Annotated in this window: 22 protein-coding genes; 17 read left to right on the top strand and 5 right to left on the bottom strand. The window is 73.0% G+C overall.

What is annotated here, in order from left to right; translation table 11 throughout:
• Positions 1-43: 43 nt before the first annotated feature.
• The gene (locus ABD230_RS13080; protein ID WP_344374860.1) at positions 44-988 is read left to right on the top strand and encodes a glycerophosphodiester phosphodiesterase; all 945 of its coding nucleotides are present in this window, start codon (positions 44-46) and stop codon (positions 986-988) included.
• A 34-nt stretch (positions 989-1,022) separates the two neighbouring features.
• On the opposite strand, the gene ABD230_RS13075 is transcribed toward ABD230_RS13080, so the two are convergent.
• The gene (locus ABD230_RS13075) at positions 1,023-1,571 is read right to left on the bottom strand and encodes an O-acetyl-ADP-ribose deacetylase (protein ID WP_344374855.1); all 549 of its coding nucleotides are present in this window, start codon (positions 1,569-1,571) and stop codon (positions 1,023-1,025) included.
• Position 1,572: 1 nt separating this feature from the next.
• The gene (locus ABD230_RS13070) at positions 1,573-1,851 is read right to left on the bottom strand and encodes a metal-sensitive transcriptional regulator (protein WP_344374850.1); all 279 of its coding nucleotides are present in this window, start codon (positions 1,849-1,851) and stop codon (positions 1,573-1,575) included.
• Between the two features lie 109 nt (positions 1,852-1,960).
• Here ABD230_RS13070 and ABD230_RS13065 point away from each other — a divergent pair, with 109 nt between their 5' ends.
• On the top strand, positions 1,961-3,949 hold the full coding sequence (locus ABD230_RS13065) for a DUF2207 family protein (RefSeq protein ID WP_344374846.1): 1,989 nt from the start codon (positions 1,961-1,963) through the stop codon (positions 3,947-3,949).
• 12 nt (positions 3,950-3,961) lie between these two features.
• On the opposite strand, the gene ABD230_RS13060 is transcribed toward ABD230_RS13065, so the two are convergent.
• Complete coding sequence (locus ABD230_RS13060) at positions 3,962-4,165, bottom strand: hypothetical protein (RefSeq protein ID WP_344374844.1); 204 nt, start codon at positions 4,163-4,165, stop codon at positions 3,962-3,964.
• 293 nt (positions 4,166-4,458) lie between these two features.
• On the opposite strand from ABD230_RS13060, the gene ABD230_RS13055 reads away from it, so the two are divergent.
• The 9 genes from ABD230_RS13055 (at position 4,459) to ABD230_RS13015 (ending at position 15,127) form a co-directional block, all read left to right on the top strand.
• Complete coding sequence (locus tag ABD230_RS13055) at positions 4,459-6,582, top strand: DEAD/DEAH box helicase (RefSeq protein WP_344374843.1); 2,124 nt, start codon at positions 4,459-4,461, stop codon at positions 6,580-6,582.
• Between the two features lie 154 nt (positions 6,583-6,736).
• Complete coding sequence (locus ABD230_RS13050) at positions 6,737-7,768, top strand: 6-phosphofructokinase (RefSeq protein ID WP_344374841.1); 1,032 nt, start codon at positions 6,737-6,739, stop codon at positions 7,766-7,768.
• 3 nt (positions 7,769-7,771) lie between these two features.
• Positions 7,772-8,290, top strand: coding sequence for an 8-oxo-dGTP diphosphatase (locus ABD230_RS13045; RefSeq protein ID WP_344374838.1), 519 nt, complete (start codon positions 7,772-7,774; stop codon positions 8,288-8,290).
• A 93-nt stretch (positions 8,291-8,383) separates the two neighbouring features.
• Positions 8,384-9,562, top strand: coding sequence for an inorganic phosphate transporter (locus ABD230_RS13040; protein ID WP_344374836.1), 1,179 nt, complete (start codon positions 8,384-8,386; stop codon positions 9,560-9,562).
• Positions 9,559-9,894 carry a peptidase gene (locus ABD230_RS13035; protein ID WP_344374833.1) on the top strand — a complete coding sequence of 112 codons (336 nt, stop codon included), beginning with the start codon at positions 9,559-9,561 and terminating at the stop codon, positions 9,892-9,894. Before ABD230_RS13040 ends, ABD230_RS13035 begins: the two co-directional genes overlap by 4 nt.
• Positions 9,895-9,994: 100 nt before the next feature.
• The gene (locus ABD230_RS13030; protein WP_344374830.1) at positions 9,995-11,530 is read left to right on the top strand and encodes an NCS2 family permease; all 1,536 of its coding nucleotides are present in this window, start codon (positions 9,995-9,997) and stop codon (positions 11,528-11,530) included.
• 130 nt (positions 11,531-11,660) lie between these two features.
• Positions 11,661-11,951: a hypothetical protein gene (locus ABD230_RS13025; protein WP_344374827.1), complete on the top strand. Its 291-nt coding sequence runs from the start codon at positions 11,661-11,663 to the stop codon at positions 11,949-11,951.
• Positions 11,952-12,068: 117 nt separating this feature from the next.
• The gene (locus tag ABD230_RS13020; protein ID WP_344374824.1) at positions 12,069-13,448 is read left to right on the top strand and encodes an adenylate/guanylate cyclase domain-containing protein; all 1,380 of its coding nucleotides are present in this window, start codon (positions 12,069-12,071) and stop codon (positions 13,446-13,448) included.
• Between the two features lie 167 nt (positions 13,449-13,615).
• A complete protein-coding gene (locus ABD230_RS13015) occupies positions 13,616-15,127 on the top strand; it encodes an aspartate ammonia-lyase (RefSeq protein ID WP_425546233.1) in 1,512 nt (503 codons plus the stop codon).
• A gap of 85 nt (positions 15,128-15,212) precedes the next feature.
• Here the strand turns inward: ABD230_RS13015 and ABD230_RS13010 are convergent, their stop codons facing one another.
• Both ABD230_RS13010 and ABD230_RS13005 read right to left on the bottom strand, forming a co-directional pair.
• Positions 15,213-16,088: a fumarylacetoacetate hydrolase family protein gene (locus tag ABD230_RS13010; protein ID WP_344374819.1), complete on the bottom strand. Its 876-nt coding sequence runs from the start codon at positions 16,086-16,088 to the stop codon at positions 15,213-15,215.
• Positions 16,089-16,213: 125 nt separating this feature from the next.
• The gene (locus ABD230_RS13005; protein WP_344374815.1) at positions 16,214-17,764 is read right to left on the bottom strand and encodes an AlkA N-terminal domain-containing protein; all 1,551 of its coding nucleotides are present in this window, start codon (positions 17,762-17,764) and stop codon (positions 16,214-16,216) included.
• A gap of 74 nt (positions 17,765-17,838) precedes the next feature.
• On the opposite strand from ABD230_RS13005, the gene ABD230_RS13000 reads away from it, so the two are divergent.
• The 6 genes from ABD230_RS13000 to ABD230_RS12975 all read left to right on the top strand — a co-directional run bounded on the left by ABD230_RS13000 (position 17,839) and on the right by ABD230_RS12975 (position 24,543).
• The gene (locus tag ABD230_RS13000) at positions 17,839-19,260 is read left to right on the top strand and encodes an FAD-binding oxidoreductase (RefSeq protein ID WP_344374812.1); all 1,422 of its coding nucleotides are present in this window, start codon (positions 17,839-17,841) and stop codon (positions 19,258-19,260) included.
• A gap of 9 nt (positions 19,261-19,269) precedes the next feature.
• The gene (locus ABD230_RS12995; protein WP_344374809.1) at positions 19,270-20,445 is read left to right on the top strand and encodes a PrsW family intramembrane metalloprotease; all 1,176 of its coding nucleotides are present in this window, start codon (positions 19,270-19,272) and stop codon (positions 20,443-20,445) included.
• A 73-nt stretch (positions 20,446-20,518) separates the two neighbouring features.
• Positions 20,519-21,811: a GAF domain-containing protein gene (locus tag ABD230_RS12990; protein ID WP_344374805.1), complete on the top strand. Its 1,293-nt coding sequence runs from the start codon at positions 20,519-20,521 to the stop codon at positions 21,809-21,811.
• Between the two features lie 161 nt (positions 21,812-21,972).
• Entirely contained in the window at positions 21,973-23,496 is a 1,524-nt protein-coding gene (exaC, locus tag ABD230_RS12985; protein ID WP_344374800.1) for an acetaldehyde dehydrogenase ExaC, read from the top strand.
• A gap of 17 nt (positions 23,497-23,513) precedes the next feature.
• The gene (locus ABD230_RS12980) at positions 23,514-23,933 is read left to right on the top strand and encodes a DUF779 domain-containing protein (RefSeq protein ID WP_344374797.1); all 420 of its coding nucleotides are present in this window, start codon (positions 23,514-23,516) and stop codon (positions 23,931-23,933) included.
• 241 nt (positions 23,934-24,174) lie between these two features.
• A complete protein-coding gene (locus tag ABD230_RS12975; RefSeq protein WP_344374794.1) occupies positions 24,175-24,543 on the top strand; it encodes an FKBP-type peptidyl-prolyl cis-trans isomerase in 369 nt (122 codons plus the stop codon).
• Positions 24,544-24,648: the final 105 nt, after the last annotated feature.

Genomic DNA, 24,648 nt, shown 5'->3' with positions numbered 1-24,648 from the left:
ACGGTCCGCGCAACGCGGCGCGGTCCGTGGAAAGGCCCGATCCGTGCGTCCCACCCGAGACGCGGTCGACCCGGCGACCGCGACCCCCGCTCGACCGTCCGCCCGCCTGCTCCGACCGCCGCGCCCGCTCGTGCGCATCCCGCTCGCCGCGGCCGGCATGATCGCCACCGCGGGACTGCTCTGGACGGCGTCCACCCCGACCGACGTCTACGCGATCGACGTGTTCGGCGCGCTCCGCCAGCCTGGCGACGCTGCCGCCATCATCGGCCACCGCGGCGACCGATCGCAGGCGCCCGAGAACACCATGCCCGCCCTCGAGCTCGCGATGGACGAGCTCGCGTACGTCGAGACCGACGTCCGACTCACGCGCGACGGCGTGCCCGTGCTCTTCCACGACACCGACCTCGAGCGGGTCGCCGGGCGCGACGACACCGTCGAGGAGCTCGACCTCGCCGACCTCGAGCGGCTCGACGCCGGCGCGTGGTACTCCGACGAGTGGGCGGGGGAGCGCATCCCCACGCTCGAGCGGTTCCTCGTCGCGCTCGCGGAGCGCGACGACGCCCGGGCGCTCGTCGAGCTCAAGGCCGACTGGACCCCGACCGAGGTCCGCACGGTGCTCGACCTCGTCGAGCGGCACGGACTCCGCGGCCGCGTCGTGTTCCAGAGCTTCAGCGTCGAGACGCTGCAGTCGATCCAGCGCGTCGCACCGACGACGCCCCGCATCATGCTCATCCGCGAGCTCCCCGCCGACCCCGTGCCGCTCGCCGAGCAGCTCGGGCTGATCGGGTTCGGCACGACCGCGGCATCCGTCACGGCCGTGCCCGACGCGGTCGACGCGGCGCACGCCGCCGGGGTCGCCGTGCTCTGCTACACGCTCAACAGCCAGGACCGGTGGCAGGAGGTGAGCGAACTCGGCGTCGACGGCATCATCACCGACCAGCCGAGCGACCTCGACGCCTGGATCGCCTCGACCTCGCCGGGCACCTGAGCCGCCGCCGGCCGGCGTGACCGGCGCCGAGGCGTCAGGCGACGACGACCTCCGCACCGAGCCGCTCCGCGGCGGCCACGAACTCGCCGTGCATGCGCGTCGAGAACAGGACGAACCGCACCAGCTCCGGGGCCTCCGTCGCCGCGACGGCGGTGCCGATCGCGACCTCCGCGGCGTCGTCGGCCGGCCAGCCGTAGATCCCCGCCGAGACGGCGGGCAGGGCGACGGATGCCGCGCCGAGGCCGGCCGCGACCGCGAGCGAGTTCCGGTAGGCGCCGACGAGCAGGGCGCGCCGCCGGACCGCCTCGGCGCCCGCGCCCGGCCACACCGGACCGACAGTGTGCACCACCCAGCGCGCCGCGAGCCGGCCCGCCGTCGTCGCGACCGCCTCGCCGGTCGGCAGCCCGTCCGGCAGCGTCGTCTCGCGCAGCCGTCGGCACGCCGCGAGGATCTCCGGGCCGCCCGCGCGATGGATCGCGCCGTCGACCCCGCCGCCGCCGAGCAGCGACGAGTTGGCGGCGTTCACGATCGCATCGACGCGCTCGAGCGTGAGGTCGCCCGTGACGAGTTCGATGCGCGCCATCTCAGCTCCGGTTGTTGGAGAGCTCGAAGATGCGCACCAGCTCCGCCACCGCCTCCTCGCGCTGGTCGCCGCCCTCCTCGTACATATGGGAGACGTGCGTGCGGAGGTGGTTCTCGACGAGGAGCTTGTTGAGCGATCCGAGGGACTTCTGGACTGCGAGCGACAGCGTGATGATGTCGACGCAGTAGTCCTCGTTCTCGATCATCTTCTCGATGCCGCGCAGCTGGCCCTCGATGATCTTCGTGCGGTGCAGCGCCCGCTTCTTGATGTCCTCGATCACCACGTCAGGATACGCCCGCGCGCCATACCCGGGCCGGTATCGCGCCCACGCGCCCGCGGTGCACGATGCGGCGCGTGACGCCGCGCGGGCCGTTCGCTAGCGTGATCGCATGTCCACCCCGCGACCGGTCCGGCTCCGCCGGCTCGCCACCGCCGCGCTCGCCGCCGCCGTCGTCGTGCTCGGCCTCGGCGCTCCCGTCGCCGCCACCGCGTCCGCGACCCCCGGCTCCGTCCCCGTCCGCCCCGCCCCGCATCTCGCCGCCGATGCCGTCGCGCCGGTCGTCGCGGTCCCGGCGGGCGTCGACGACTTCACGTTCGCGAGCTTCGACGCGGTCTACGACCTCGGTCGCGACGGCGACGGGCGGTCGACGCTGCGGACGACGGAGACCCTGGTCGCGGTGTTCCCCGAGTACGACCAGAACCGCGGCATCCGCCGCGCCATCCCGCGCTGGTACGACGGACACCCCACCGACGTGCACGTGGTGTCCGTGGTCGACGAGACCGGCGCCGCGCGCGGGTTCGAGACCGAGCGCAGTGAGGACGGCGAGTTCGAGCTCGTCACGATCGCCGCCGACGACTTCGTGCACGGCGAGCAGACCTACGTCATCGCCTACGACCAGCGCAACGTCACGTTCGACCCCGACGACGCCGACCTCCAGGAGTTCTACTGGGACGTCAACGGCACCGGCTGGCGGCAGCCGTTCGGCGTGGTCCGCGGGGAGGTCCGGCTCGCGCCCGACCTCGTTCCCGCCTTCACCGGCGACGTCGCCTGCTACAGCGGCTACGAGGGCTCGAGCACGCCGTGCGCGAGCCTCGAGGTGCAACCCGGCGGCGAGCCGGTCGTGATCGCCCGGGCCGACGCGCTCGGCCCGTACCAGAACCTGACGGTGGCGCTCGGCTTCCGAACGGGGACGTTCGAGCCGCGGGACGAGCGGTTCACCTCCTCGCCGGTCGCGATGACCTCCCTCTTCGGGGCGCTCGGCGCCGTCGGCGTCGCGATCTTCGCCGGGGTGCGGCGTGCGACGCGCTGGCGCGACCATCCGGGTCGCGGGCTCATCATCGCCGAGTACGAACCACCCGAGGGGATCACCCTCATGGAGGCCGCCGACCTCGTCGGCGCCGCCGGGAAGGGCGTCACCGCGACGCTGCTGGGCGAGGCCGTCGATCGACGCGTCCGAGTGCTCGAGACCGGCTCGCGCCGGTACTCGGTCCAGGTCGCCGGGTCGATCGAGGGCGCCGACCGCGACGCGTCGCGCGTGCTCCGGGCCCTGTTCGGACCGCTGGCACCGATCGGCGCGACCCGCGACCTGAAGTCGCGCGACAGCTCGCTCGGCACCGCGCTGGCGCGGCTGCGCACCACCGTGCACTCGCGCGTCGAGCGCGAGGGACTGCGCCGGAAGCCCGACCGCGGCCTGCGCGCGCTGCTGTCGTTCCTCGCGATCGGCGCGGCCGTGGTCGCCGTCGTGTTCGGGTTCCTGGCGCTCGACGAGCAGATGGGCGGCGCCTGGCCGTGGGCGACCATCCTCGTCGGCGGCGTCGCCGTGTTCGTCACGTTCGGGATCGTGGGCTCGGTGCGTCCGCTCACCGAGCGCGGGCGGACCGCGAAGGACCACCTCGAGGGGCTCCGCCTCTACATCCGCCTCGCCGAGGCCGACCGCCTGCGCGTGCTGCAGTCGCCGAGCGGAGCCGAGCGCGCCACCGTCCCGGCGCCGGCGATCCCGCCGCCCGCACCGGGCGCCGCGCGCTTCGAGCGGCCCGCACCGGCGGGTGGCCGGCCGATCCGTGCGGACGGCTCGCCGGACCCCGAGGTCATGCTGCGACTGAACGAGCGACTGCTGCCGTACTCCGTGCTCTTCGGCATGGAGCGCGAGTGGAGCCAGGTGCTGGCGGCGCTCTACGCGCAGCAGGGCCGCGAGCCCGACTGGTACTCGGGCCGCAGCGGCTTCAACGCCGCGTACTTCGCCGCGAGCGTCAGCTCGTTCAGCGCCGCGTCGAGCACGAGCTGGTCGGGGTCGTCGTCGAGCTCCTCGTCGAGCGGCTCCGGCGGCGGCGGCTCGTCGGGCGGGGGCGGCGGCGGAGGTGGTGGCGGCGGCGTCTGACGCGCGGCCGCGTCAGTCCTCGTCGGCGGGGCGCTCCTGGGGCAGGACCACCCGGCGCTCGGCGTCGATGCCGACCACGTCGTCTTGGTCGCCGTCGCCGATCTCGCGGGTGTCGTCCGCGCCCGGCTCCGGCTCCGGCGGGAGCTCGCCGTCCTGCGCGACCTGGAACTCGTGATCGTCGGCGATGCCTCCGCCGACCCCCGTCGACACGTCCATGCGACGAGACTAGCCCTGCGCGTCGCGCCGCGACAGGGCATCGGTCCCGTCTCCGAGACACCCGATCGGGCCCGCATTCGCGCGGAATCGGCTCCGGCGCGTAGAATGTGCTCCGGCGCTCGACGGATCCATCCGCGGGCCGACGGCCGGGGGGAACTCGCTCCGCCATGCTCGGCCCTTCACGGATCCGCCGCACCGCGACGGCCTCGCTCGTCCGATCCCGTTCGCCGGTGCCGGCCACCTGCCCGTGGCCGAGTGCGCCGGATCGCATCGGGCCCAGAAGGGGAGGACCATTGGCCCAGACGAGGCAGCGGCAGCGCACGCGTTCGCGCGACGACGACGCGCCCATCATCCCGATCCTCGCGCGCAAGGTGCGCGAGGTCGAGCAGAAGGCCCAGAAGAACAAGCTGGGTCCCACGAACCGCACCAAGTTCCAGGTCATCGCGCTGCTCATGCGCGAGGAGCGCGCGCGGGTGAAGGCGGACGCCGAGCTGGGCGACGCCGCCCGCACCGAGCTCCTGAAGCGGCTCGACGGCATCGCGCAGATCCTCGCGAAGACCGCCGCGCGCGACACGAGCCTGATCACGCTGCTCGAGCCGGACGCGTCGATCTCGACCGTCGCCCAGCGCTTCCGCCGCGACTGGCTGCTCGAGTCGGGCGCCGAGCTCAGCGACGACGAGCTCATCATCGTCCGCGAACCCGAGCCCCGGCCGATGCTGTCCGAGAACCAGGTCGTGCCGCCGTCCGTGAAGTCGCGACAGCTCGCGAACCCGTTCCTGGCTCCCGACTTCGACCGCGGCGCCCCGGCGGCCGTGCCGGTGCGGCGACTGGCGAACTGGGAACTGCTCGGCCCGCTGTTCAAGTCGTTCGAGTCCGGCTCGGGCGGCCAGGCCGCGTCGATGGAGCTGCCGGAGGCGCCGAAGGTCGACCGGCTCGCCCCGCGCGGCCTCGAGCTCATGCCGCACCAGGCGCGCTTCATCGAGTCCGCCCGCGACGGTCACCGCCGCTTCCTGCTCGCGGACGAGCCGGGGCTCGGCAAGACGGCGCAGTCGGTGCTCGCGGCATCCGTCGCCGACGCCTACCCGCTGCTCGCCGTCGTGCCGAACGTCGTGAAGATGAACTGGGCCCGCGAGGTCGAGCGCTGGACCCCGCACCGCCGCGCGACCGTCATCCACGGCGACGGCGACACCGTCGACGCGTTCGCCGACGTGATCGTCGTGAACTACGACGTGCTCGACCGCCACATGGCGTGGCTGTCGACCCTGGGGTTCCGGGGCATGGTCGTCGACGAGGCGCACTTCATCAAGAACCTGCAGTCCCAGCGTTCGCGCAACGTGCTCGCGCTCGCCGAGCGCATCCGCGCGAACACGCCCGGGGGCGACCCGCTGCTGCTCGCGCTCACGGGCACGCCGCTCATCAACGACGTCGACGACTTCCGCGCCATCTGGCAGTTCCTCGGCTGGATCGTCGGCGACCGGCCGTCGCCGGAGCTGCTCGGACGCCTCGAGGAGACCGGCCTGACGCCGGCCGACCCGGGGTTCTACCCCGAGGCACGGCAGAGCGTGATCGACCTCGGCATCGTCCGCCGCCGGAAGGTCGACGTGGCCGCCGACCTGCCCGACAAGCGCATCGCCGACCTGCCCGTCGAACTCGACGACGAGCTCGGGCGCTCGATCCGCGCCGCCGAGCGCGAGCTCGGCAACCGGCTCGCGAGCCGCTTCCGCGCGCTGGTCGAGTCGCGCAAGCTCCGCGTGGGCGACCTCGACGAGCTCGAGCGCGACCAGTTCATCCGTGCGGTCGCCCTCTCCGAGCTCGAGGAGTCGAAGTCGTCGAAGTCGGGCGAGAACGTCTTCACGATGGTCCGCCGGATCGGCCAGGCCAAGGCCGGGCTCGCGGCCGACTACGCCGCGCAGCTGGCCCGCTCGGCCGGCAAGGTCGTGTTCTTCGCCAAGCACATCGACGTCATGGACCAGGCCGAGGCCTCGTTCGCGGCGCGGGAGCTGCGCACGGTGTCGATCCGCGGCGACCAGGGCGCGGTCGCCCGCCAGCAGGCCATCGACGCGTTCAACACCGATCCCGAGGTCGCCATCGCCGTCTGCTCGCTCACGGCGGCGGGCGTCGGCGTGAACCTGCAGTCCGCGTCGAACGTCGTGCTCGCCGAGCTGAGCTGGACGGCGGCCGAGCAGACCCAGGCCATCGACCGCGTGCACCGCATCGGCCAGGACGAGCCCGTCACGGCGTGGCGCATCATCGCGGCGCACACGGTCGACGCGCGGATCGCGGAGCTGATCGACCAGAAGCAGGGCCTCGCCCTCCGCGCGCTCGACGGAAGCGACATCGAGCCGGGCTCGGCCGACTCGGTGCAGCTGGACGCCCTCCAGCACCTGCTCCGCCAGGCGCTGGACGGCGCGCTGTAGCGCCGGCCCGCGGCATCCGCCCGACACCGCACGCCGGACCGGCGGCGGTCGTCGGCGCGACCGGATGCCGCGGGCCCCGCTAGACTCCCCACGTTCGCGCCTCGACGATGCGGCACCCCCGCGAACGTCCACCCTCACGAGGAGTCACACAGGCATGAAGATCGGCATTCTGACGAGCGGCGGCGACTGTCCAGGGCTGAACGCGGTGATCCGCGGCGCCGTCCTCAAGGGCGTCATCTCGCACGAGGCCGAGTTCGTCGGCTTCCGCTGGGGCTGGCGCGGCGTCGTCGAGGGCGACATCATGCCGCTGACCCGCCACGACGTGCGCGGCCTCTCGAAGCAGGGCGGCACGATCCTCGGCTCGAGCCGCACCAACCCGTTCGAGGGCGAGCGCGGCGGTCCCGACAACATCCGCGAGATGCTCGAGGCCAACGGCATCGATGCGATCGTCGCGATCGGCGGCGAGGGCACGCTCACGGCGGCGCGCCGCCTGGTCGACGAGGGCGGACTGCCCGTCATCGGCGTGCCGAAGACCATCGACAACGACCTCGCGGCGACCGACTACTCGTTCGGCTTCGACACCGCGGTCGAGATCGCGACCGAGGCGATCGATCGCCTCCGCACCACGGCCGAGTCGCACGACCGCTGCATGGTGCTCGAGGTCATGGGCCGGCACGTCGGCTGGATCGCGCTCCACTCCGGGATGGCCGGGGGCGCCCACGCCATCCTCATCCCCGAGCAGCCCATGGGCATCGAGGAGATCTGCGAGTACGTCGAGTCGGTCCGCGACCGCGGCCGCGCGCCGCTCGTGGTGGTGGCCGAGGGCTTCAAGCTCGACACCATGGACGAGGCGCACTCGCACCTCGGACTCGACGCCTTCAACCGCCCGCGCCTCGGCGGCATCGCCGAGAAGCTCGCGCCCATGATCGAGGAGCGCACGGGCATCGAGTCGCGGCACACGGTGCTCGGCCACATCCAGCGCGGCGGTGCGCCGTCCGCGTACGACCGCGTCCTGGCGACGCGGCTCGGCATGGCCGCGGTCGACGCGGCGGTCGACGGCGCCTGGGGCAGCATGGTCACCCTGCGCGGCACCGACATCGCCCGCGTGACGATCGCCGAGGCGACCGGCGGCCTCAACCTGGTGCCGCAGTCGCGCTACGACGAGGCCAAGATCCTCTTCGGCTGATCCGTGGCCGACCAGCCGTCGCAGGGCCCGGGCGGGCGGATGCCGCTGCCCGAGGTCTGCGTCTGCTACGTGCTGCGCGAGGCGGCGGGGCGGACCGAGGTGCTGCTCGGGCGCAAGAAGCACGGGCTCGGCACCGGCTACTTCGTCGGCCTCGGCGGCAAGCTCGAGGCGGGGGAGTCGGCCGTCGACGCCGCGGTGCGCGAGGTGCACGAGGAGTCGGGGCTGCTCGTGTCCGCGGCCGACCTCGAGGCACGGGGGCGGCTCACCTACCTGTTCCCGCACCGGCGCGCCTGGAGCCAGGTGTCGAACGTGTTCGTCGTGCGCGCGTTCCGCGGCGTCCCCGCGCCGTCCGACGAGCTCGACCCCGAGTGGTTCCCGCTCGAGGGGGTGCCGCTCGGGGAGATGTGGGACGACGCCAGGCGGTGGCTGCCGGGCGTGCTGGCCGGCGGCCGGGTCGAGCGCACCTACGTGTTCGGGCCCGACCTCGCGACCGTGGTGGATGAGCACGATCACGTCGCGTAGGATCTACGGGGCTCGGCGCTCGCCGACCTCCGCAACCCACCTTCCGTGAACATCCGGTGAACCACGGTCTCACCGACGGACAGAAAGACGCCGGTGGATCTCACCCTCATCGTCGTGCTGGTCATCGCACTGGCGCTCTTCTTCGACTTCACGAACGGCTTCCACGACACCGCCAACGCGATGGCGACGCCGATCGCCACGGGTGCCCTGCGCCCGAAGGTCGCCGTCGCACTCGCCGCGGTGCTCAACCTGATCGGCGCCTTCCTGTCGACCGAGGTCGCGAAGACCATCTCGGGCGGCCTGATCAAGGAGGGCGAGAACGGGATCTTCATCACTCCCGAGCTCATCTTCGCCGGCCTGATCGGCGCGATCACCTGGAACATGGTGACCTGGCTGCTCGGCCTGCCCTCGTCGTCGAGCCACGCGCTCTTCGGCGGCCTGATCGGCGCCGCGCTCGTGGGCTTCGGCATCCAGGCCATCGACGGCGGCGTCGTGATGTCGAAGATCATCCTCCCGGCGCTGCTCGCCCCGTTGACCGCGGGCGTCGTGGCGTTCACGGCCACGAAGCTCGCCTACGCGATCACGCGCCGCTACGACGGACGCCCGGACGGGCGCGACGGCTTCCGCTACGCCCAGGTGTTCTCGAGTTCGCTCGTCGCGCTCGCGCACGGCACCAACGACGCGCAGAAGACGATGGGCGTCATCACGCTCACGCTCATCTCGGTCGGAGCGCAGCCGGTGGGCTCCGGTCCGGAGTTCTGGGTCATCGTGACCTGTGCGATCGCGATCGCGCTGGGCACGTACATGGGCGGATGGCGCATCATCAAGACGCTCGGCACCGGGCTCACCGACGTCAAGCCGGCGCAGGGCTTCGCCGCCGAGACCTCGACCGCGGCGACCATCCTCGCGTCGAGCCACCTGGGCTTCGCGCTCTCGACCACCCAGGTCGCGTCCGGCTCGGTGATCGGCTCCGGCCTCGGCCGCCGCGGCTCGAAGGTGCGTTGGCGCACGGCCGGACGCATCGGCATCGGCTGGATCCTCACGCTCCCCGCCGCCGGCGGCGTCGGCGCCCTCGCCGCGGTCGTCGCGACCATGGGCATCGCGGGCGTCCTCATCGACGCGGTCGGCGCCGCGGTGATCATCGGCGGCATCTTCCTCTGGTCGCGGCGCGACGAGGTGTCGCACCGCAACATCCTCAGCGAGGTGGCCGACTCCGGCCGGGCCGTGAAGATCAAGCGCAACCCCAAGCCCAAGCGGAAGGTGACCTCGTGATCGACTGGATCGCGTTCGTGATCGTGCTCGTCGCCTCGCTCGTCGGTGCGAGCGTCGTCGTCAGCGCCTACGCGCTCGGCCTCCGCCTGCTCACGATCGGCGGACGCACGCCGGTCGTCGCCCCGGCGGAGTTCACCGACGCGATCACGGTCATCTCGCCCGAGGAGGCGGCCAGGGCCGCCAAGCGGGCGCAGAAGGCCGCGAGGAAGAACCCCCTGACCGACGCCCAGAAGCGCCTCGCCGTCATCGGCGGGTACTCGTGCTTCGGCCTCAGCGGCCTCGCCGTGCTGTACGGCATCTACCTGATCGTGCCCGCCTTCCACGGCGGCTGATCCGCCCCCGATCGTCGGGCCGACGTCGTCCCGCTCCCGCTCCGCAGAGCGGACCCCGACCGATCGTGCGCACCGCGCACCCGACCACGCACTGGACGAGATGACCCTCCGACCCGACACCGAGCCGCCCGTCGAGACGACCACCGAGACGAACGCCGCGGGCGTCGCCGACGCACCCGTCGCCGACCCGGCCGCCCCCCACGAGCCTGCGCCCCGGAACGCGCTCGACCGCTTCTTCGAGATCACCCGCCGCGGCTCCACGGTCGCCGCGGAGGTGCGCGGCGGCATCGTGACCTTCGTCACGATGGCCTACATCGTCATCCTGAACCCGATCATCCTCTCGGGCGGCACCGACGTCGCCGGCGAGACCCTCGGGTTCGCGCAGGTCGCCGCCGTCACGGCGCTCACCGCGGGCGTCATGACGATCGTCTTCGGCCTCGTCGCGCGCCTGCCGTTCGCCTTCGCGGCCGGGCTCGGCATCAACTCCTTCCTCGCCGTCTCGGTCGTCGGCCAGGTGACGTGGGCCGAGGCGATGGGACTCGTGCTCGTCAACGGGCTGATCATCGTGCTGCTCGCCGCGACGGGCCTGCGCCGGCTCATCTTCGAGGCCGTGCCGATGCCGCTGAAGCTCGCGATCACCGTCGGAATCGGCGTGTTCATCGCCTTCATCGGCTTCGTCGACGCCGGGTTCGTGACGGCGACCGGCTCGGCCTCGCCGCCCGTCGGCCTCGGGGTCGACGGCTCGGTCGGCACCGTCCCGACGATCGTCTTCGTCGTCACGCTGCTGCTCACGGGCGTGCTCGTCGCGCGTCGGGTGAAGGGCGGCATTCTCATCGGGCTCCTCTCGGGCACCGTGCTGGCGCTCGTGCTCGAGGCGATCCTCGACCTTGGCCCGAAGGTCGGCGCGGACGGTGCCGTGAACCCGCAGGGCTGGGGCCTCTCCGTTCCCGAGCTGCCCGCGCAGTGGGTGAGCCTGCCCGACCTCTCGCTCGTCGGCCAGGTGAGCTTCGGGTCCTTCGAGCGCATCGGCGTCCTCGCCGCGCTCATGCTCGTCTTCACGCTGGTGTTCACGAACTTCTTCGACGCCCTGGGCACCATGACCGGGCTGTCGAAGGAGGCCGGCGTCGCCGACGCGAGGGGCGAGTTCCCGCGGCTGCGGTCGGCGCTCGTGGTCGAGGGCGTGGGCGCCGTCGCCGGCGGGTTCGCGTCGAGCTCGTCGAACACGGTGTTCATCGAATCGGGCTCCGGCATCGGCGAGGGCGCACGGACGGGCCTGGCGAACGTCGTCACCGGCGGGCTGTTCCTGCTGGCCGTGTTCCTCACTCCGCTCACCTCGGTCGTGCCGTCGGAGGTCGCGGCCGCGGCCCTCGTCATCGTCGGGGCGCTCATGATGTCGCAGATCCGCGAGATCGACCTCCGCGACGTGAGCGTGCTGCTGCCGGTGTTCCTCACGGTCACCGTCATGCCGCTCACGTACTCGATCGCGAACGGCATCGGCGCGGGCTTCGTGAGCTGGGTGGTCGTGCGCTCCTTCGCAGGCCGGGCGAGGGAGATCAGCCCGCTGCTGTGGATCGTCGCCGCCGGGTTCGTGGTCTACTTCGCCCGCGGTCCCGTCGAGGCGCTGCTCGCCGGCTGACGCGCCGTCCGCCGGCCGGCCCGCCGTCCCGACGGCGCGCCACCGCGCCGATGCGGGGGTCTGCCCCATGTCGCGGTCACGGCGCGATCCCTAGCGTGGACGACGTACCCACGGACAAGGAGATCCACTCATGACCACCGTCACCCCCGCACCGGCGACCGACGTCGAGACGCGCGGGTTCGCCGTCTCGAGCCTCGTGCTCGGCATCGTCTCGCTCGTCGCCGGATTCACCGTCGTGGTGCCCGTCGCCGGCCTCGTGCTCGGCATCCTGGCACTGCGGCGCGAGCCCTCGGCCCGGACCATGGCGATCTGGGGCGTCGTCCTCAACGGCGTCGTGCTCGCCGGCGCCGTGATCGCCACGCTGGCGTTCCTCGCCTTCGGCCTGCTCCTGCTGCCGTTCGCGCCGCTCGCGTTCATCTGATCCGGCGCGCCGGTTCCACGGCGCGCGCCCGACGGGGCCCCGGCCGATCCGGTCGGGGCCCCGTCGCCTGCTCCCGGCGTACGGCCCGCGGCGCTACCCTGACGCTGAGGGGGCGGCATGGACGCGGATCACGGGGCACGCATCTCGACCTGGGGGACGGGTGCACCCGAGCCGCGCTACGCCGAGAGCGAGGACGGCTCCGTCGCCTACCAGGTGTTCGGTCGCGGCCCGCGCGACCTCATGTTCATCGGCAACTGGGCGAGCAACATCGAGGTGATGTGGGAGCACCCGTCGATGGTCCGCTACCTCGACCGCCTCGCCCGCTTCTCCCGCGTCATCTGCTTCGACAAGCGCGGAGCCGGACTGTCGGATCCGGTGGCCATGGGCGCGCTGCCAACCCTCGAGCACTGGATGGACGACGCGCGGGCCGTGCTCGATGCCGTCGGGTCGACGTCGGCGACGCTCCTCGGCGATGCGGAGGGCGGCCCCATGGCGATGATGCTGGCGGCGAGCCATCCGCATCGCACCGACTCCCTCGTGCTCGTCAACACCTTCGCGCGGCTGCTGCGGGCCCCCGACTACCCGATCGGCATCCCCGAGCCGACGGCCGAGCTCCTCCTCGGCGAGTGGCGTCGCAACTGGGGGACCGGGGCCGTGCTCCAGCTCACCGCGCCCGACGTCGCCGACGACCCGCAGCTGCAGCGGTGGGTCGGCCGGTACATGCGGCTGTCGGCATCCCCGGCCGCGGCGACCCGGATGTACGAGTGGGTGCTCCAGCTCGACGTGCGGTCGGTGCTGCCGAGCATCCAGGTGCCGACGCTCGTACTGCACAAGGCGGGCAACCGGCACTACCGGCTCCCGATGGGGCGGTACCTCGCCGAGCACATCCCGGGCGCGCGGCTGGTCGAGCTGCCCGGGTCCGCGTGGTACCCCGCGTTCGTCGAGGCCGACGCCCTCCTCGACGAGGTCGAGGAGTTCGTGACCGGCGACCGACCCGTGCCGACCGACGACCGCGTGCTCGCGACGGTGCTCTTCACCGACATCGTCGGCTCGACGGACCTCGCCGCGCGCCTCGGCGACCAGCGCTGGCTCGACCTCAAGCAGGCGCACGACGAACTCGTCCGCTCGCGCATCGAGCGGTATCGGGGCACCCACGTCTCGTCCACGGGCGACGGGTTCCTCGCCCTCTTCGACGGCCCCGCGCGTGCGGTGCGCTGCGCCTGGGAGATCGCGTCCGCGGTGCGGTCGCTCGGGATCGAGGTGCGCGCGGGGGTGCACAGCGGCGAGGTCGAGTTCCAGGCCGACGAGGTCGCCGGCATCGCGGTGCACCTGGCCTCGCGCGTGATGTCGCTCGCCGGCGCCGGCACGGTGCTCGCGTCCGGCACGGTCAAGGACCTCGTCGTCGGCTCGGGCATCGCGTTCGAGGACCGCGGCGTGCACGAGCTGCGCGGCGTGCCGGGGGAGTGGCGGCTGTTCGAGGTGGCGGGCATCGGGTGAAGTGCGATGCGCGGGCGCCGGGGCGCACGAATCGGACGCCGTGTACAACGGATGCGCACGGATCGTACACGCTGCGGCGGCAATCGCCGGAGCGCCGCGAGTAGGCTCGGGGGCGTACCAGGCGCGGCGATCCCGTGCATCCCCGAGGCGATGGAGCCACAGTGTCGATGACCCGACCGCATCCCCGAACCGTCGAGAGCGTCCGATCGGAGGACGACGTGATCCCCACGAAGACGACCGAGACGAGGACCGAGACCGACTCGCTCGGGTCGGTCGAGGTCCCGGAGGACGCGTACTGGGGGGTGCACACCATGCGCGCCCTCGAGAACTTCCCGATCTCGAAGCGCCCGATCTCGGTGTACCCCGAGCTCGTGGTCGCGCTCGCGCAGGTGAAGCAGGCCGCGTGCCGCGCGAACAAGGAGCTCGGCGCCCTCGAGCCGCGCAAGCAGGCGTGGATCGACGAGGCGTGCCAGCGGATCATCGACGGCGAGTTCCACGACCAGTTCGTGGTGGGCGTCATCCAGGGCGGTGCGGGCACCTCGACGAACATGAACGCGAACGAGGTGATCGCCAACGTCGCGCTCGAGATCTCGGGCCGGCCCAAGGGCCGCTACGACCTCATCCACCCGATCGACGACGTCAACCGCAGCCAGTCGACCAACGACACGTACCCGACCGCGCTGAAGCTCGCGATGACGGCCTCGCTCACGACGATGCTCGCCGAGCTCGACGCGCTGCGCATCTCGTTCGGCCGCAAGGGACGCGAGTTCCACGAGGTGCTCAAGGTAGGCCGCACCCAGCTGCAGGACGCGGTGCCGATGACGCTTGGCCAGGAGTTCCACGGGTTCGCGACGACGCTCGGCGAGGACATCGCGCGACTCCGCGAGACCATCAAGCTGCTCTCCGAGGTCAACCTCGGCGGCACCGCGGTGGGCACGGGCATCACGGCCGACCCCGGGTACGCGGCCGCCGTCGTCCGGCACCTCAGCGAGATCACGGGCCAGCGCCTCGAGACGGCGCCCGACCTCGTCGAGGCGACGAGCGACACCGGCGTGTTCATGACGTTCTCGAGCGCGCTCAAGCGCAGCGCGATCAAGCTCTCGAAGATCTGCAACGACCTCCGGCTGCTCTCGTCCGGTCCGCAGGCCGGGCTCGCCGAGATCAACCTCCCGCCCAAGCAGGCGGGCTCGAGCATCATGCCGGGCAAGGTGAACCCGGTCATCCCCGAGGCGGTCAGCCAGGTCGCCTACGCGGTCGCCGGCGCCGACGTCACGGTGATGATGGCCGCGGAGAACGGCCAGCTGCAGCTGAACGCGTTCGAGCCGGTCATCGCGCACTCGCTGCTGCAGTCGATCACGTGGATGCGCCAGGCGTGCTGGACGCTGCGGGTGAACTGCGTCGAGGGCATCACCGCGAACACCGAGCGGCTCGAGGCGCAGGTCGCGTCGAGCGTCGGCGTCATCACCGCGCTCATCCCGTTCATCGGCTACACCGAGGCGGCCAAGCTCGCCAAGGCCGCGCTCGCGACCGGCCGGCCGGTCGCCGACCTCGTCGTCGAGGCCGGGCTCATGACCCGCGAGGACGTGACCCGCCAGCTCCTGCCCTCGCGCCTGTCGGGCGTCGCCCCGATCACGCAGGCGATCAACGTCGTCGAGCGCAAGGGCGAGCCGAGCGACTGACCCGTCCGGGGCGTCGACGAGGGTGTGGATGCCGCGGCATCCGCCCCCTCGCGCGTCGGGGCGGCGGCGGTCCGGACGACGCGCGTCAGATGACGCGGCAGTGCGTGGTCAGCGAGCCGATGCCCTCGATCGACACGGTCACGGTCGAGCCGTCGTGCAGGAAGACCTGCGGATTGCGCGAGTAGCCGGCGCCGCCCGGGCTGCCGGTCGAGATGAGCGTGCCGGCGGGCAGCGTCGCCGTGCGGGAGAGGTACGCGATGATCTCGGCGACGCTGCGGACCATCTCGTTCGTCGAGGCGTCCTGCAGGATGTGGCCGTCGAGGTTCGTGGTCAGCCAGAGGTCCTGCGGGTCGGCGACCTCGTCGGCCGTGACCACCACCGGACCGGTCGGCGTGAAGCCGTCGAACGACTTGCACCGCGACCACTGGGCTTCGCTGAACTGGATGTCCCGTGCCGTGATGTCGTTGACGACGGTGTAGCCCCAGACGTGGTCGAGCGCGTCGCGCGCGGCGACGTCGCGCGCGGGCGTGCCGATGATCACGCCGAGCTCGGCCTCGTAGTCGACCTGGGTGGCGACGTCGCCGGCCCACGTCGTCGTCGCGCCGTGGCCGGTGAGCGAGTTCGGCCAGAGCGAGAAGATCGTCATGGCCGACTCGGAACGGAGCTTCAGCTCGGACGCGTGCGCGGCGTAGTTGGCGCCGATCGCGAGCACCTGCGTGGGCCTGAGGACCGCGGAGTCGTGGCGGAGCTCGGCGACCGGGGCGGTCGGCGAGCCGGCGGACACGGCCGCGTCGACCACGGAACGGACCTCGGCGAGGCCCTCGGGCCCGCGTTCGATGAGCTCCTGCAGGTCGCGAGGCGCATCGGGCATCGCGTCGTCGAGGAAGAGCGCCTGTTCGTCGAGGACCACCGCGAGTCGGGGGGTCGTCTGGCCTTCGACTCGGAGGTGCGCGAACTTCACCTGTCTAGGCTATCGGCCGGCTTCGCGTCGTCGCTGTGCAGAACGTACAACGAACCACCTGTGATGCTCCGTCACGTCGACAATGCCGTCGGGGCGCCCGCATCGGCGCGGGCGCCGTACTGCACTCACGTGGCCGCGGCGGCACGCCAGAGGTGCATCGAGGCGTAGCTGCGCCACGGCGCCCAGGCGGCACCGCGCGCGGCGAGCGCGCGCGCCTCCGACGGCAGGCCGAGCCGCGCGGCGCCGTTGCGCAGCGCGACGTCGGAGACGAGCAGCTCGTCGGGCTCGCGCGTGACCCGCATCGCGAGGTAGCCCGCCGTCCACGGGCCGATGCCGGGCAGCGACAGGAGCTCCGCGCGGAGCTCGCTCCGTTCCCGCTCGGCCGCGACCACCAGCTCGCCCGACGCGAGCCGGGCGCTGACGTCGAGGATGGTGCGGATCCGGGCGGCCGGGCCGCGGAGCACGTCGGCGCCGTGCTCGGCGATCGCGGCCGCGGTCGGGAACAGGACGCGCTCGGCGCCGCCGAGCGCGACCCGCTCGCCGAGGTCCGACGCGAGCCGGGTGAGCGCGGTCCGCGCCGCCGCCACCGAGACCTGCTGGCCGACGAGCGCCCGGATCACGAGCTCGTGCGGGTCGAGCGCGCCGGGCATGCGGATGCCGGGCACGCCCGCGACGGCGGGCGCGAGCGCCGGGTCGGACGCGAGCGCCGCGTCGATGGCCTCGGCGTCGGCATCGAGGTCGAACAGCCGGCGCACGCGTGCCACGAGGGGAGCGAGATCGGCGAGGCTCGCCAGGTGCGCCTCGACGTCGAGGGCTGCGGCGTCGGGCACCGCGGCGAGGCGGACCAGGGCGGGGCCGGTCGGCAGCGCGAGCGTCCGCTCGTAGCGGTCGGCGCCGGCGACCTCGACGCGCTCGAGGGCGCGGGTCGCGAGCCAGGCGAACACGCCCGCGGCGTCGAAGGGCGCGCGCGCGGGCAGTCGGAGCCGCACGACGCCCGTCTCGCCGACGGCGGGCTCGACCGCGGCCGGGCCGACGGGCCGGCGCCGCGCGCGGGCCGATGCGCGCAGCTCGAGCGGGCTGCGCTCGTAGACGGCGCGGACGGTGTCGTTGAACTGCCGGATGCTGCCGAATCCCGCCGCGAAGGCGACGTCGGACACGCGCATCGCGGTCGAGGTGAGCAGTGCCCGCGCGGTCTGGGCCCGATGCGCGCGGGCGAGTGCGAGCGGCCCGGCGCCGAGCTCGGCGGTGAGGACCCGCGTGAGATGCCTGGGCGTGTAGCCGAGCCGGGCGGCGAGCCCGGGCACGCCCTCGCGCTCGACCGTGCCGTCGGCGATGAGCCGCATGGCCCGCGCCGCGAGGTCGTCGTCGAGGTCCCACTCCGGCGAGCCGGGCACGGCGTCGGGCAGGCACCGCTTGCAGGCCCGCAGCCCGGCCTCGTGCGCGGCCGCCGCCGTGCGGTAGAAGGTGACGTTCCCCGGCTTCGGCGGCGCGGCGGGGCAGCTGGGCCGGCAGTAGATCCCGGTCGAGTGCACGCCAGTGATGAACTGCCCGTCGAACCGGGCGTCGCGGGCGAGCATCGCGCGGTACCGCTCGGCGAAGACGGGGTCCGCGAGCGGGTCGGCGGTCCTCGTGGGACGGTGGGGGCTGCCCGGGCGGGTGGCGCTGGTCGTGGTCACCCCTCCAGCGTCGCATCCCCCGGCGGCTCCGCATAGCGGGAATCGGACATCGCGGCGACGCTACGCTGAACCCCATGCCGACGGATGCCACGACCACCGACCTGCACTCGAGCCTCGCGGCGGTGCTCGGCGACCGCGTCGCCTTCGAGGGGCCGTCGCTCGAGGCCACGCGCGAGGACCGGTCCGGGCAGCGGAGCGACGCGCCGCCCGTGGCGGTCGTCCGCGCCGCCTCCGTCGAGGACGTGCAGGCGCTGATGCGGATCGCGTCGGCGACCCGCACGCCGGTGGTCCCGCGCGGTGCCGGGACCGGGCTCGCGGGCGGCGCGATGTCGAGCCGCGGGTCGATCGTCCTCGACGTGTCGGGCATGGACCGCATCCTCGAGCTCGACGCCGTCGACGAGCTCGCCGTGGTCGAACCGGGCGTCCTGAACGGCGACCTCGATGCGGCCGCGCGCGAGCACGGGCTCTGGTACGCGCCCGACCCGGCGAGCCGGGCGATCTCGTCGATCGGCGGCAACATCGCGACGAACGCCGGCGGGCTCCTCTGCGCCAAGTACGGCGTGACGCGCGAGAGCGTGCTCGGCCTGGGCGTGGTGCTCGCCGACGGCTCCCTGCTCCGCACCGGCCACCGCACCGTCAAGGGCGTCACCGGATACGACCTCACGGCCCTCGTGACCGGCTCGGAGGGCACGCTCGGCGTGATCGTCGAGGCGACGGTGCGCCTCCGGCCGATCGTGCGCGGCGCCGTCGAGACCGTCGCGGCCGCCTTCCCCGACGTCGAGTCCGCCGGCGCGGCGGTCGGCGGCGTCGCGGCCGCGCGCGTGCGGCCCGCCATCCTGGAGCTCATCGATCCGGTCGGACTCGCCCGCGTTGCCGAGCACCTCGGTCCGGCGGCGCTCGCGGGGACCCCGCTCGAGGACTTCGCGCCCGGCGAGACGTTCCTGCTCGCCCAGCTCGACGCGGGGGATGCCGCGGACGAGGCGGAGGTCGTGGCGCGCGTGTTCGCCGACGCGGGCGGCCGGGTCAGCCGTTCGACCGACGCTGCGACCGGCGACCGGCTCCTCGCGGTGCGGCGCGCGATGCATCCCGCGCTCGCGTCGCGCGGCAGCGTCCTCATCGAGGACGTCGCCGTGCCCCGGTCGCGCCTTCCCGAGATGTTCCGGGAGATCGCCCGCATCGGGGAGCGGTACGAGGTCGAGATCCCGACCCTCGCCCACGCCGGCGACGGCAACCTGCACCCGAACTTCGTGTTCGAGGGCGACGAGGTGCCCGATCGGATCTGGGCGGCCGCCGGCGAGCTGTTCCGCGCCGCGGTCCGCCTCGGGGGCACCCTGACGGGCGAGCACGGCGTCGGCGTGCTGAAGCGCCGGTGGCTCGCCGAGGAGCTCGGCGAGCCGTCCGTAGACCTCCAGCGCCGGATCAAGGCGGTGTTCGACCCGGACGGCATCCTGAACCCCGGCGTGATCTTCGCGCCGGAGGACGGCGGCGATCGCTAGGCTTCCCGGGTGACCGCGCCCCCCATCGACCCCTCCGCCGCAGGGCCGCGCCCGGGCGGCCCCGTCGCCGGCATGCCGGCCTTCCCGCCGCCGTCGCGGCGCCGCTCCGGTGCGGGCACCGCAGTCGTGGTGCTCATCGCCGTGGCCGGGCTCGTGGGCCTCCTCGTCGCCGGCTACCTCGCCGTCGCGCTCGGGATGTCGGTGCTCGCCGTCGGCACGCTGGTCGCCCTCGTGCCGCTCGCGATCGTCCTGCTCGCGGTGCGCTGGGTCGACCGGTGGGAGCCCGAGCCGCGCTGGGCGCTCTGGCTGGCGTTCCTGTGGGGTGCCGCGGTGTCGGTCGCGATCGCGCTCCTCGTCGACCTGGGCGTGCAGCTGTTCGCGGCGTTCGCCTCGCCCGACGGCGCCTCGAGCGACGAGGCCCTGCAGGCGGTCGTGCAGGCGCCGTTCGTCGAGGAGCTCGCGAAGGGCCTCGGCGTGCTGCTCATCTACGCGCTCGCCCGCTCGCACCTCGACGGCCCCGTCGACGGCCTCGTGTACGCCGCCACGATCGCGGCCGGGTTCGCGTTCACCGAGAACATCCTCTACTTCGGCTCCGCCCTCATCGAAGGCGGCGCCGGCGAGCTCGGCATGACGTTCGTCATCCGCGGACTCTTCTCGCCGTTCGCCCACGTCCTCTTCACCGCGTGCACGGGCATCGCCGTCGGCATCGCCGCGCGGCGCGGCCACGGCGCGAACGTGTTCGGCTGGTTCGGGCTCGGCCTCGCCTGCGCGGTGCTCCTGCACGCGTTCTGGAACGGTTCGCTCGCGTTCGCCGACGCCTTCGCGCTCTACTTCACGGTGCAGGTGCCCTTCTTCGTCGGCGCGATCGTGGTCACCGTGCTGCTCCGCCGAGAAGAGCGGCGCGTCACGCGCGCGAGACTCGGCGAGTACGCCGCGGCGGGCTGGTTCAGCGCGGACGAGGTCGACGGCCTCTCCAGCTGGGCCGGCCGACGTGCCGCGCTCGCCTGGGCGCGCGCGCAGCGTCCTCCCCGGACCGGCCAGGTGCAGCGATTCATCGCGGATGCCACGAGGCTGGCGTTCACGCGCAACGCGATCGCGACCGGGCGCGCGGACGTCCGTCGCTTCGAGGACGAACGGGCGCTGCTCGAGGCCGTGGTCCGCGACCGGAACACGATCTCGTCCTGACCCCGACCGGTCGCCCGGGGGTGCGCGGCGACTATGATGGCCCCGTTCCGGATTGACGGCGATCGGAGGCGGCATGCCCGTGCCGCAGCAGGACCCGCGAGGAGGCGGTGACGGCTCCCTGCGCGACCGACTGGTGCGCGCCCAGGAGGACGCGATCACGACGGGGGTCGTGCCGCTCAGCCTCCGCCCGGTCGTTCGCGCGTCCTGGGAGCGCGCCATCCGGGGGGCCATCGATCCCGACCGGGCGCTCCCGCGCATCGACATGGACGAGGACGCCTTCCGGGAGTACCGAGCGGCGCACGCGCTCGCGCCCGTGATGCCCGTGATCCGTCGGCTGCTCGTGGACGGCACGGACGACCATGGCCTCGTCGTCGCGATCGGCGATGCGCAGGGGCGCCTGCTCTGGGTCGAGGGCGACCCGCACCTGCGGCGGCGCGCCGAGGACATGCTGTTCGTGGCGGGGGCCGACTGGTCGGAGGGCAGCATCGGCACGAGCGCGCCCGGCACCGCGCTCGCGCTCGACCGCGCCGTGCAGATCCGCGGCGCCGAGCACTTCAACCGCATCGTGCACCCGTGGAGTTGCACCGCGGCGCCCGTCCACGACCCCGAGACGGGCGCCCTGCTCGGCGTCATCGACATCACGGGAACCGACCTCGCCGTCGCGCCGCACACGCTCTCGCTCGTGTCCGCGACGGTCGCGGCCGTCGAGGCCGAGCTGCGCATCGCGAACCTCGAGACGACCGTGCGCAGCACCATCCGCCGCTCCCGCATGCGGGCCGTGCCCGTCGAGCGCACCTCGCTGTCGGTGCTCGGCGAGCAGCGTCCCCGCCTCGGCGTCCACGAGCTCAGCCCCCGGCACGCCGAGATCCTGACCCTGCTCGCGTGGCACCCGCGCGGTCTCGGCGCCGAACGCCTCGCCGCCCTCGTCTACGAGGGCGACCCGTCGCCGGTCACGCTGCGCGCCGAGATGACGCGCCTCCGCCGCGTGCTGGAGGCGGCCGGCGAGCCGCCCCTCGAGTCCCGTCCGTACCGCCTCGCCCGCGAGCTCGACGTCGATGCCGCCCGTGTCGCCCGACTGGTCGGGCAGGGCGCGCTGCGCCGGGCGCTCGAGCAGTACCCGGGGCCCATCCTCCCCTCGTCGACCGCGCCGGGCGTCGTGGAGCTCCGCGAGGAGCTCGCGAGCCGCCTCCGCGAGTCCATGCTCGCGGATGCCCCAGCCGAGGTGCTGCTCGCGTTCGCCGAGCGCGACGAGCACCGCTACGACGCGGCGCTGTGGCGCGCGCTCCTCGAGGTGCTGCCCGCGCGCTCCCCTCGGCGCGCCTCGGTCGTGGCCCACCTCGAGCGCATCGACGCGGCGCTCCGCTGAGTCGCGCCCCGCGCTCGTCCGCCGCATCGAGGACGGATCCGCCGCGCGTCCGCACTGCAACGTGGTTGCAACCCTCGGGCAACCGGCCCGCAACGCCCCCGCCCGTACCGTGACGAACGCCCCACTCCGAGGGCATGACGACGACGTCACGAGGAGACACGATGACCGTGTACGCCGCGCCCGGCACCGCCGGCGCACTGATCCAGTTCAAGCCGCGCTACGAGCACTTCATCGGCGGCGAGTGGGTGAAGCCCGTCGAGGGCGCCTACTTCGACGACATCTCGCCGGTCAACGGCCGGCCGTTCGCCGAGGTCGCCCGCGGCACCGCGGCCGACATCGAGGCCGCGCTCGACGCGGCGCACAAGGCCGCCCCGGCCTGGGGCCGCACGAGCACCGCGCACCGCGCGGCCATCCTGAACGCCATCGCCGACCGCATCGACGCCAACCTCGAGCTGCTCGCGGTCGCCGAGACCTGGGACAACGGCAAGTCGATCCGCGAGCCGCTGAACGCGGACCTCCCGCTCGCCAGCGACCACTTCCGCTACTTCGCGAGCCTCATCCGTGCACAGGAGGGCAGCTTCACGCAGCTCGACGAGGACAACGTCGCCTACCACTTCGACGAGCCGCTCGGCGTGGTCGGCCAGATCATCCCGTGGAACTTCCCGCTGCTGATGGCCGTGTGGAAGCTCGCCCCCGCTCTCGCCGCGGGCAACGCGGTCGTGCTGAAGCCCGCCGAGCAGACACCCGTGTCGATCCTCGTGCTCGTCGAGCTCATCGCCGACCTGCTGCCGGCGGGCGTGCTCAACGTCGTCAACGGCTTCGGCGTCGAGGCCGGCAAGCCCCTCGCGTCGTCGAACCGCATCCGCAAGATCGCCTTCACGGGCGAGACCACGACCGGCCGGCTCATCCTGCAGTACGCGTCGGCGAACATCATCCCCTCGACCGTCGAGCTCGGGGGCAAGAGCCCGAACATCGTCTTCGAGTCGGTCGCCGACCGCCGCGATTCGTTCTACGAGAAGGCGCTCGAGGGCTTCAGCCTCTTCGCGTTCAACCAGGGCGAGGTCTGCACCTGCCCGAGCCGGTCGCTGATCCAGAAGTCGATCTACGACACGTTCCTCGACGACGCCATCGAGCGCACGAAGCTCGCCCGTCAGGGCAACCCGCTCGACACCGAGACGCAGGTCGGCGCGCAGGCGTCGAACGACCAGCTCGAGAAGATCCTGAGCTACATCGACATCGGCAAGAAGGAGGGTGCGAAGCTGCTCCTCGGCGGCGAGCGCGTCGACCTCGGCGGCGACCTCAGCGAGGGCTACTACGTGGCCCCGACGATCTTCGAGGGCGAGAACCGCATGCGGCTCTTCCAGGAGGAGATCTTCGGGCCCGTCGTCGCGGTCACCAGCTTCCAGGACTACGACGACGCGATCCGCATCGCGAACGACACGCTCTACGGCCTCGGCGCGGGCGTCTGGAGCCGCAACGGCAACGAGGCGTACCGGGCCGGCCGCGACATCCAGGCCGGTCGCGTGTGGGTGAACAACTACCACGCGTATCCCGCGGGCGCGGCGTTCGGCGGCTACAAGTCCTCCGGCATCGGCCGCGAGAACAACAAGGAGGCGCTCTCGCATTACCAGCAGACGAAGAACCTCCTCGTCAGCTACAGCGAGAACCCGCTCGGGTACTTCTGATCGGAACGGAGTCGGCCATGTCGATCGACGCACCGGACCTCGCCGCCCTCACGGGGCGGGTGGTCGCGTCCGTCACGGTCGCCGGGGACGTCTCGCCGCGGGTGGAGCTCACGCCCGCGGCGGGCGTCCTGCTCGCGACGCTGTGGGCGAAGCACGGCCCGCTGATGTTCCACCAGTCGGGCGGATGCTGCGACGGGAGCGCTCCGATGTGCTACCCGGCCGGGGACTTCGTGACGAGCGACGCCGACGTGCTGCTCGGCGAGCTCGACCTCGGCTCGGCCCGTGTCGTGCCGTTCTGGATGTCGGCCGAGCAGTTCGGGTACTGGCGCCACACGCACCTCACCGTGGACGTCGTGCCCGGGCGCGGCAGCGGCTTCTCGCTCGAGGCGCCCGAGGGCGTCCGCTTCCTCATCCGCTCGCGGCTCATGGAGGAGTGAGCACCCGACCCCACGCCGCGGGGCGGCGCGTAGCCGCCTGCCCCGTTCCTCGGTCGCGGCGGTCCCGATGGCCGCCGGACACGAAGAAACTCGTCGCCCCGTGGTGTGGCCTCAGCCGACAGCACTCCGGGGCGACGAGTCTTTAGGGCTACAGAGTGCAACGTGTTCGCCATCCGCGCAAGAGCGCGGTGGACGGGTGTCCGCGATTGAACCGAGGCGCGGCATCCGTTTGGATGGACGCATGACTGATACGAACAGCAAGCCCGAGGTCGAGGCTCCCGAGGGCCCTGCGCCCGTGGAGCTCGTCATCGAGGACGTCGTCGTCGGCGACGGCGCGGAGGCCGCGCCCGGCTCGACGGTCGACGTGCACTACCTCGGCGTCGAGTACGACTCGGGCGAGGAGTTCGACTCGTCGTGGAGCCGCGGCCAGTCGATCAACTTCCCGCTGCAGGCGCTCATCGCCGGCTGGCAGGAGGGCATCCCCGGCATGAAGGTCGGCGGGCGCCGCAAGCTCACCGTCCCGCCGCAGAAGGCGTACGGCACCGCCGGCGGCCACCCGCTGTCGGGCAAGACCCTGATCTTCGTGATCGACCTGCTCGGCGTCAGCTGACCCGAGCGCGTCCGAACCGCGCGAGGCCGGCGTCCCACCAGGGAGGCCGGCCTCCGTCGTGTCCGGGCGGCGCTCGGAGAGATTTCCATGCAGGTGCATCCGATC

This window comes from Agromyces tropicus (assembly GCF_039531345.1).
Classification (GTDB): domain Bacteria; phylum Actinomycetota; class Actinomycetes; order Actinomycetales; family Microbacteriaceae; genus Agromyces; species Agromyces tropicus.
This window is presented reverse-complemented; position numbering and strand designations above follow the sequence as displayed.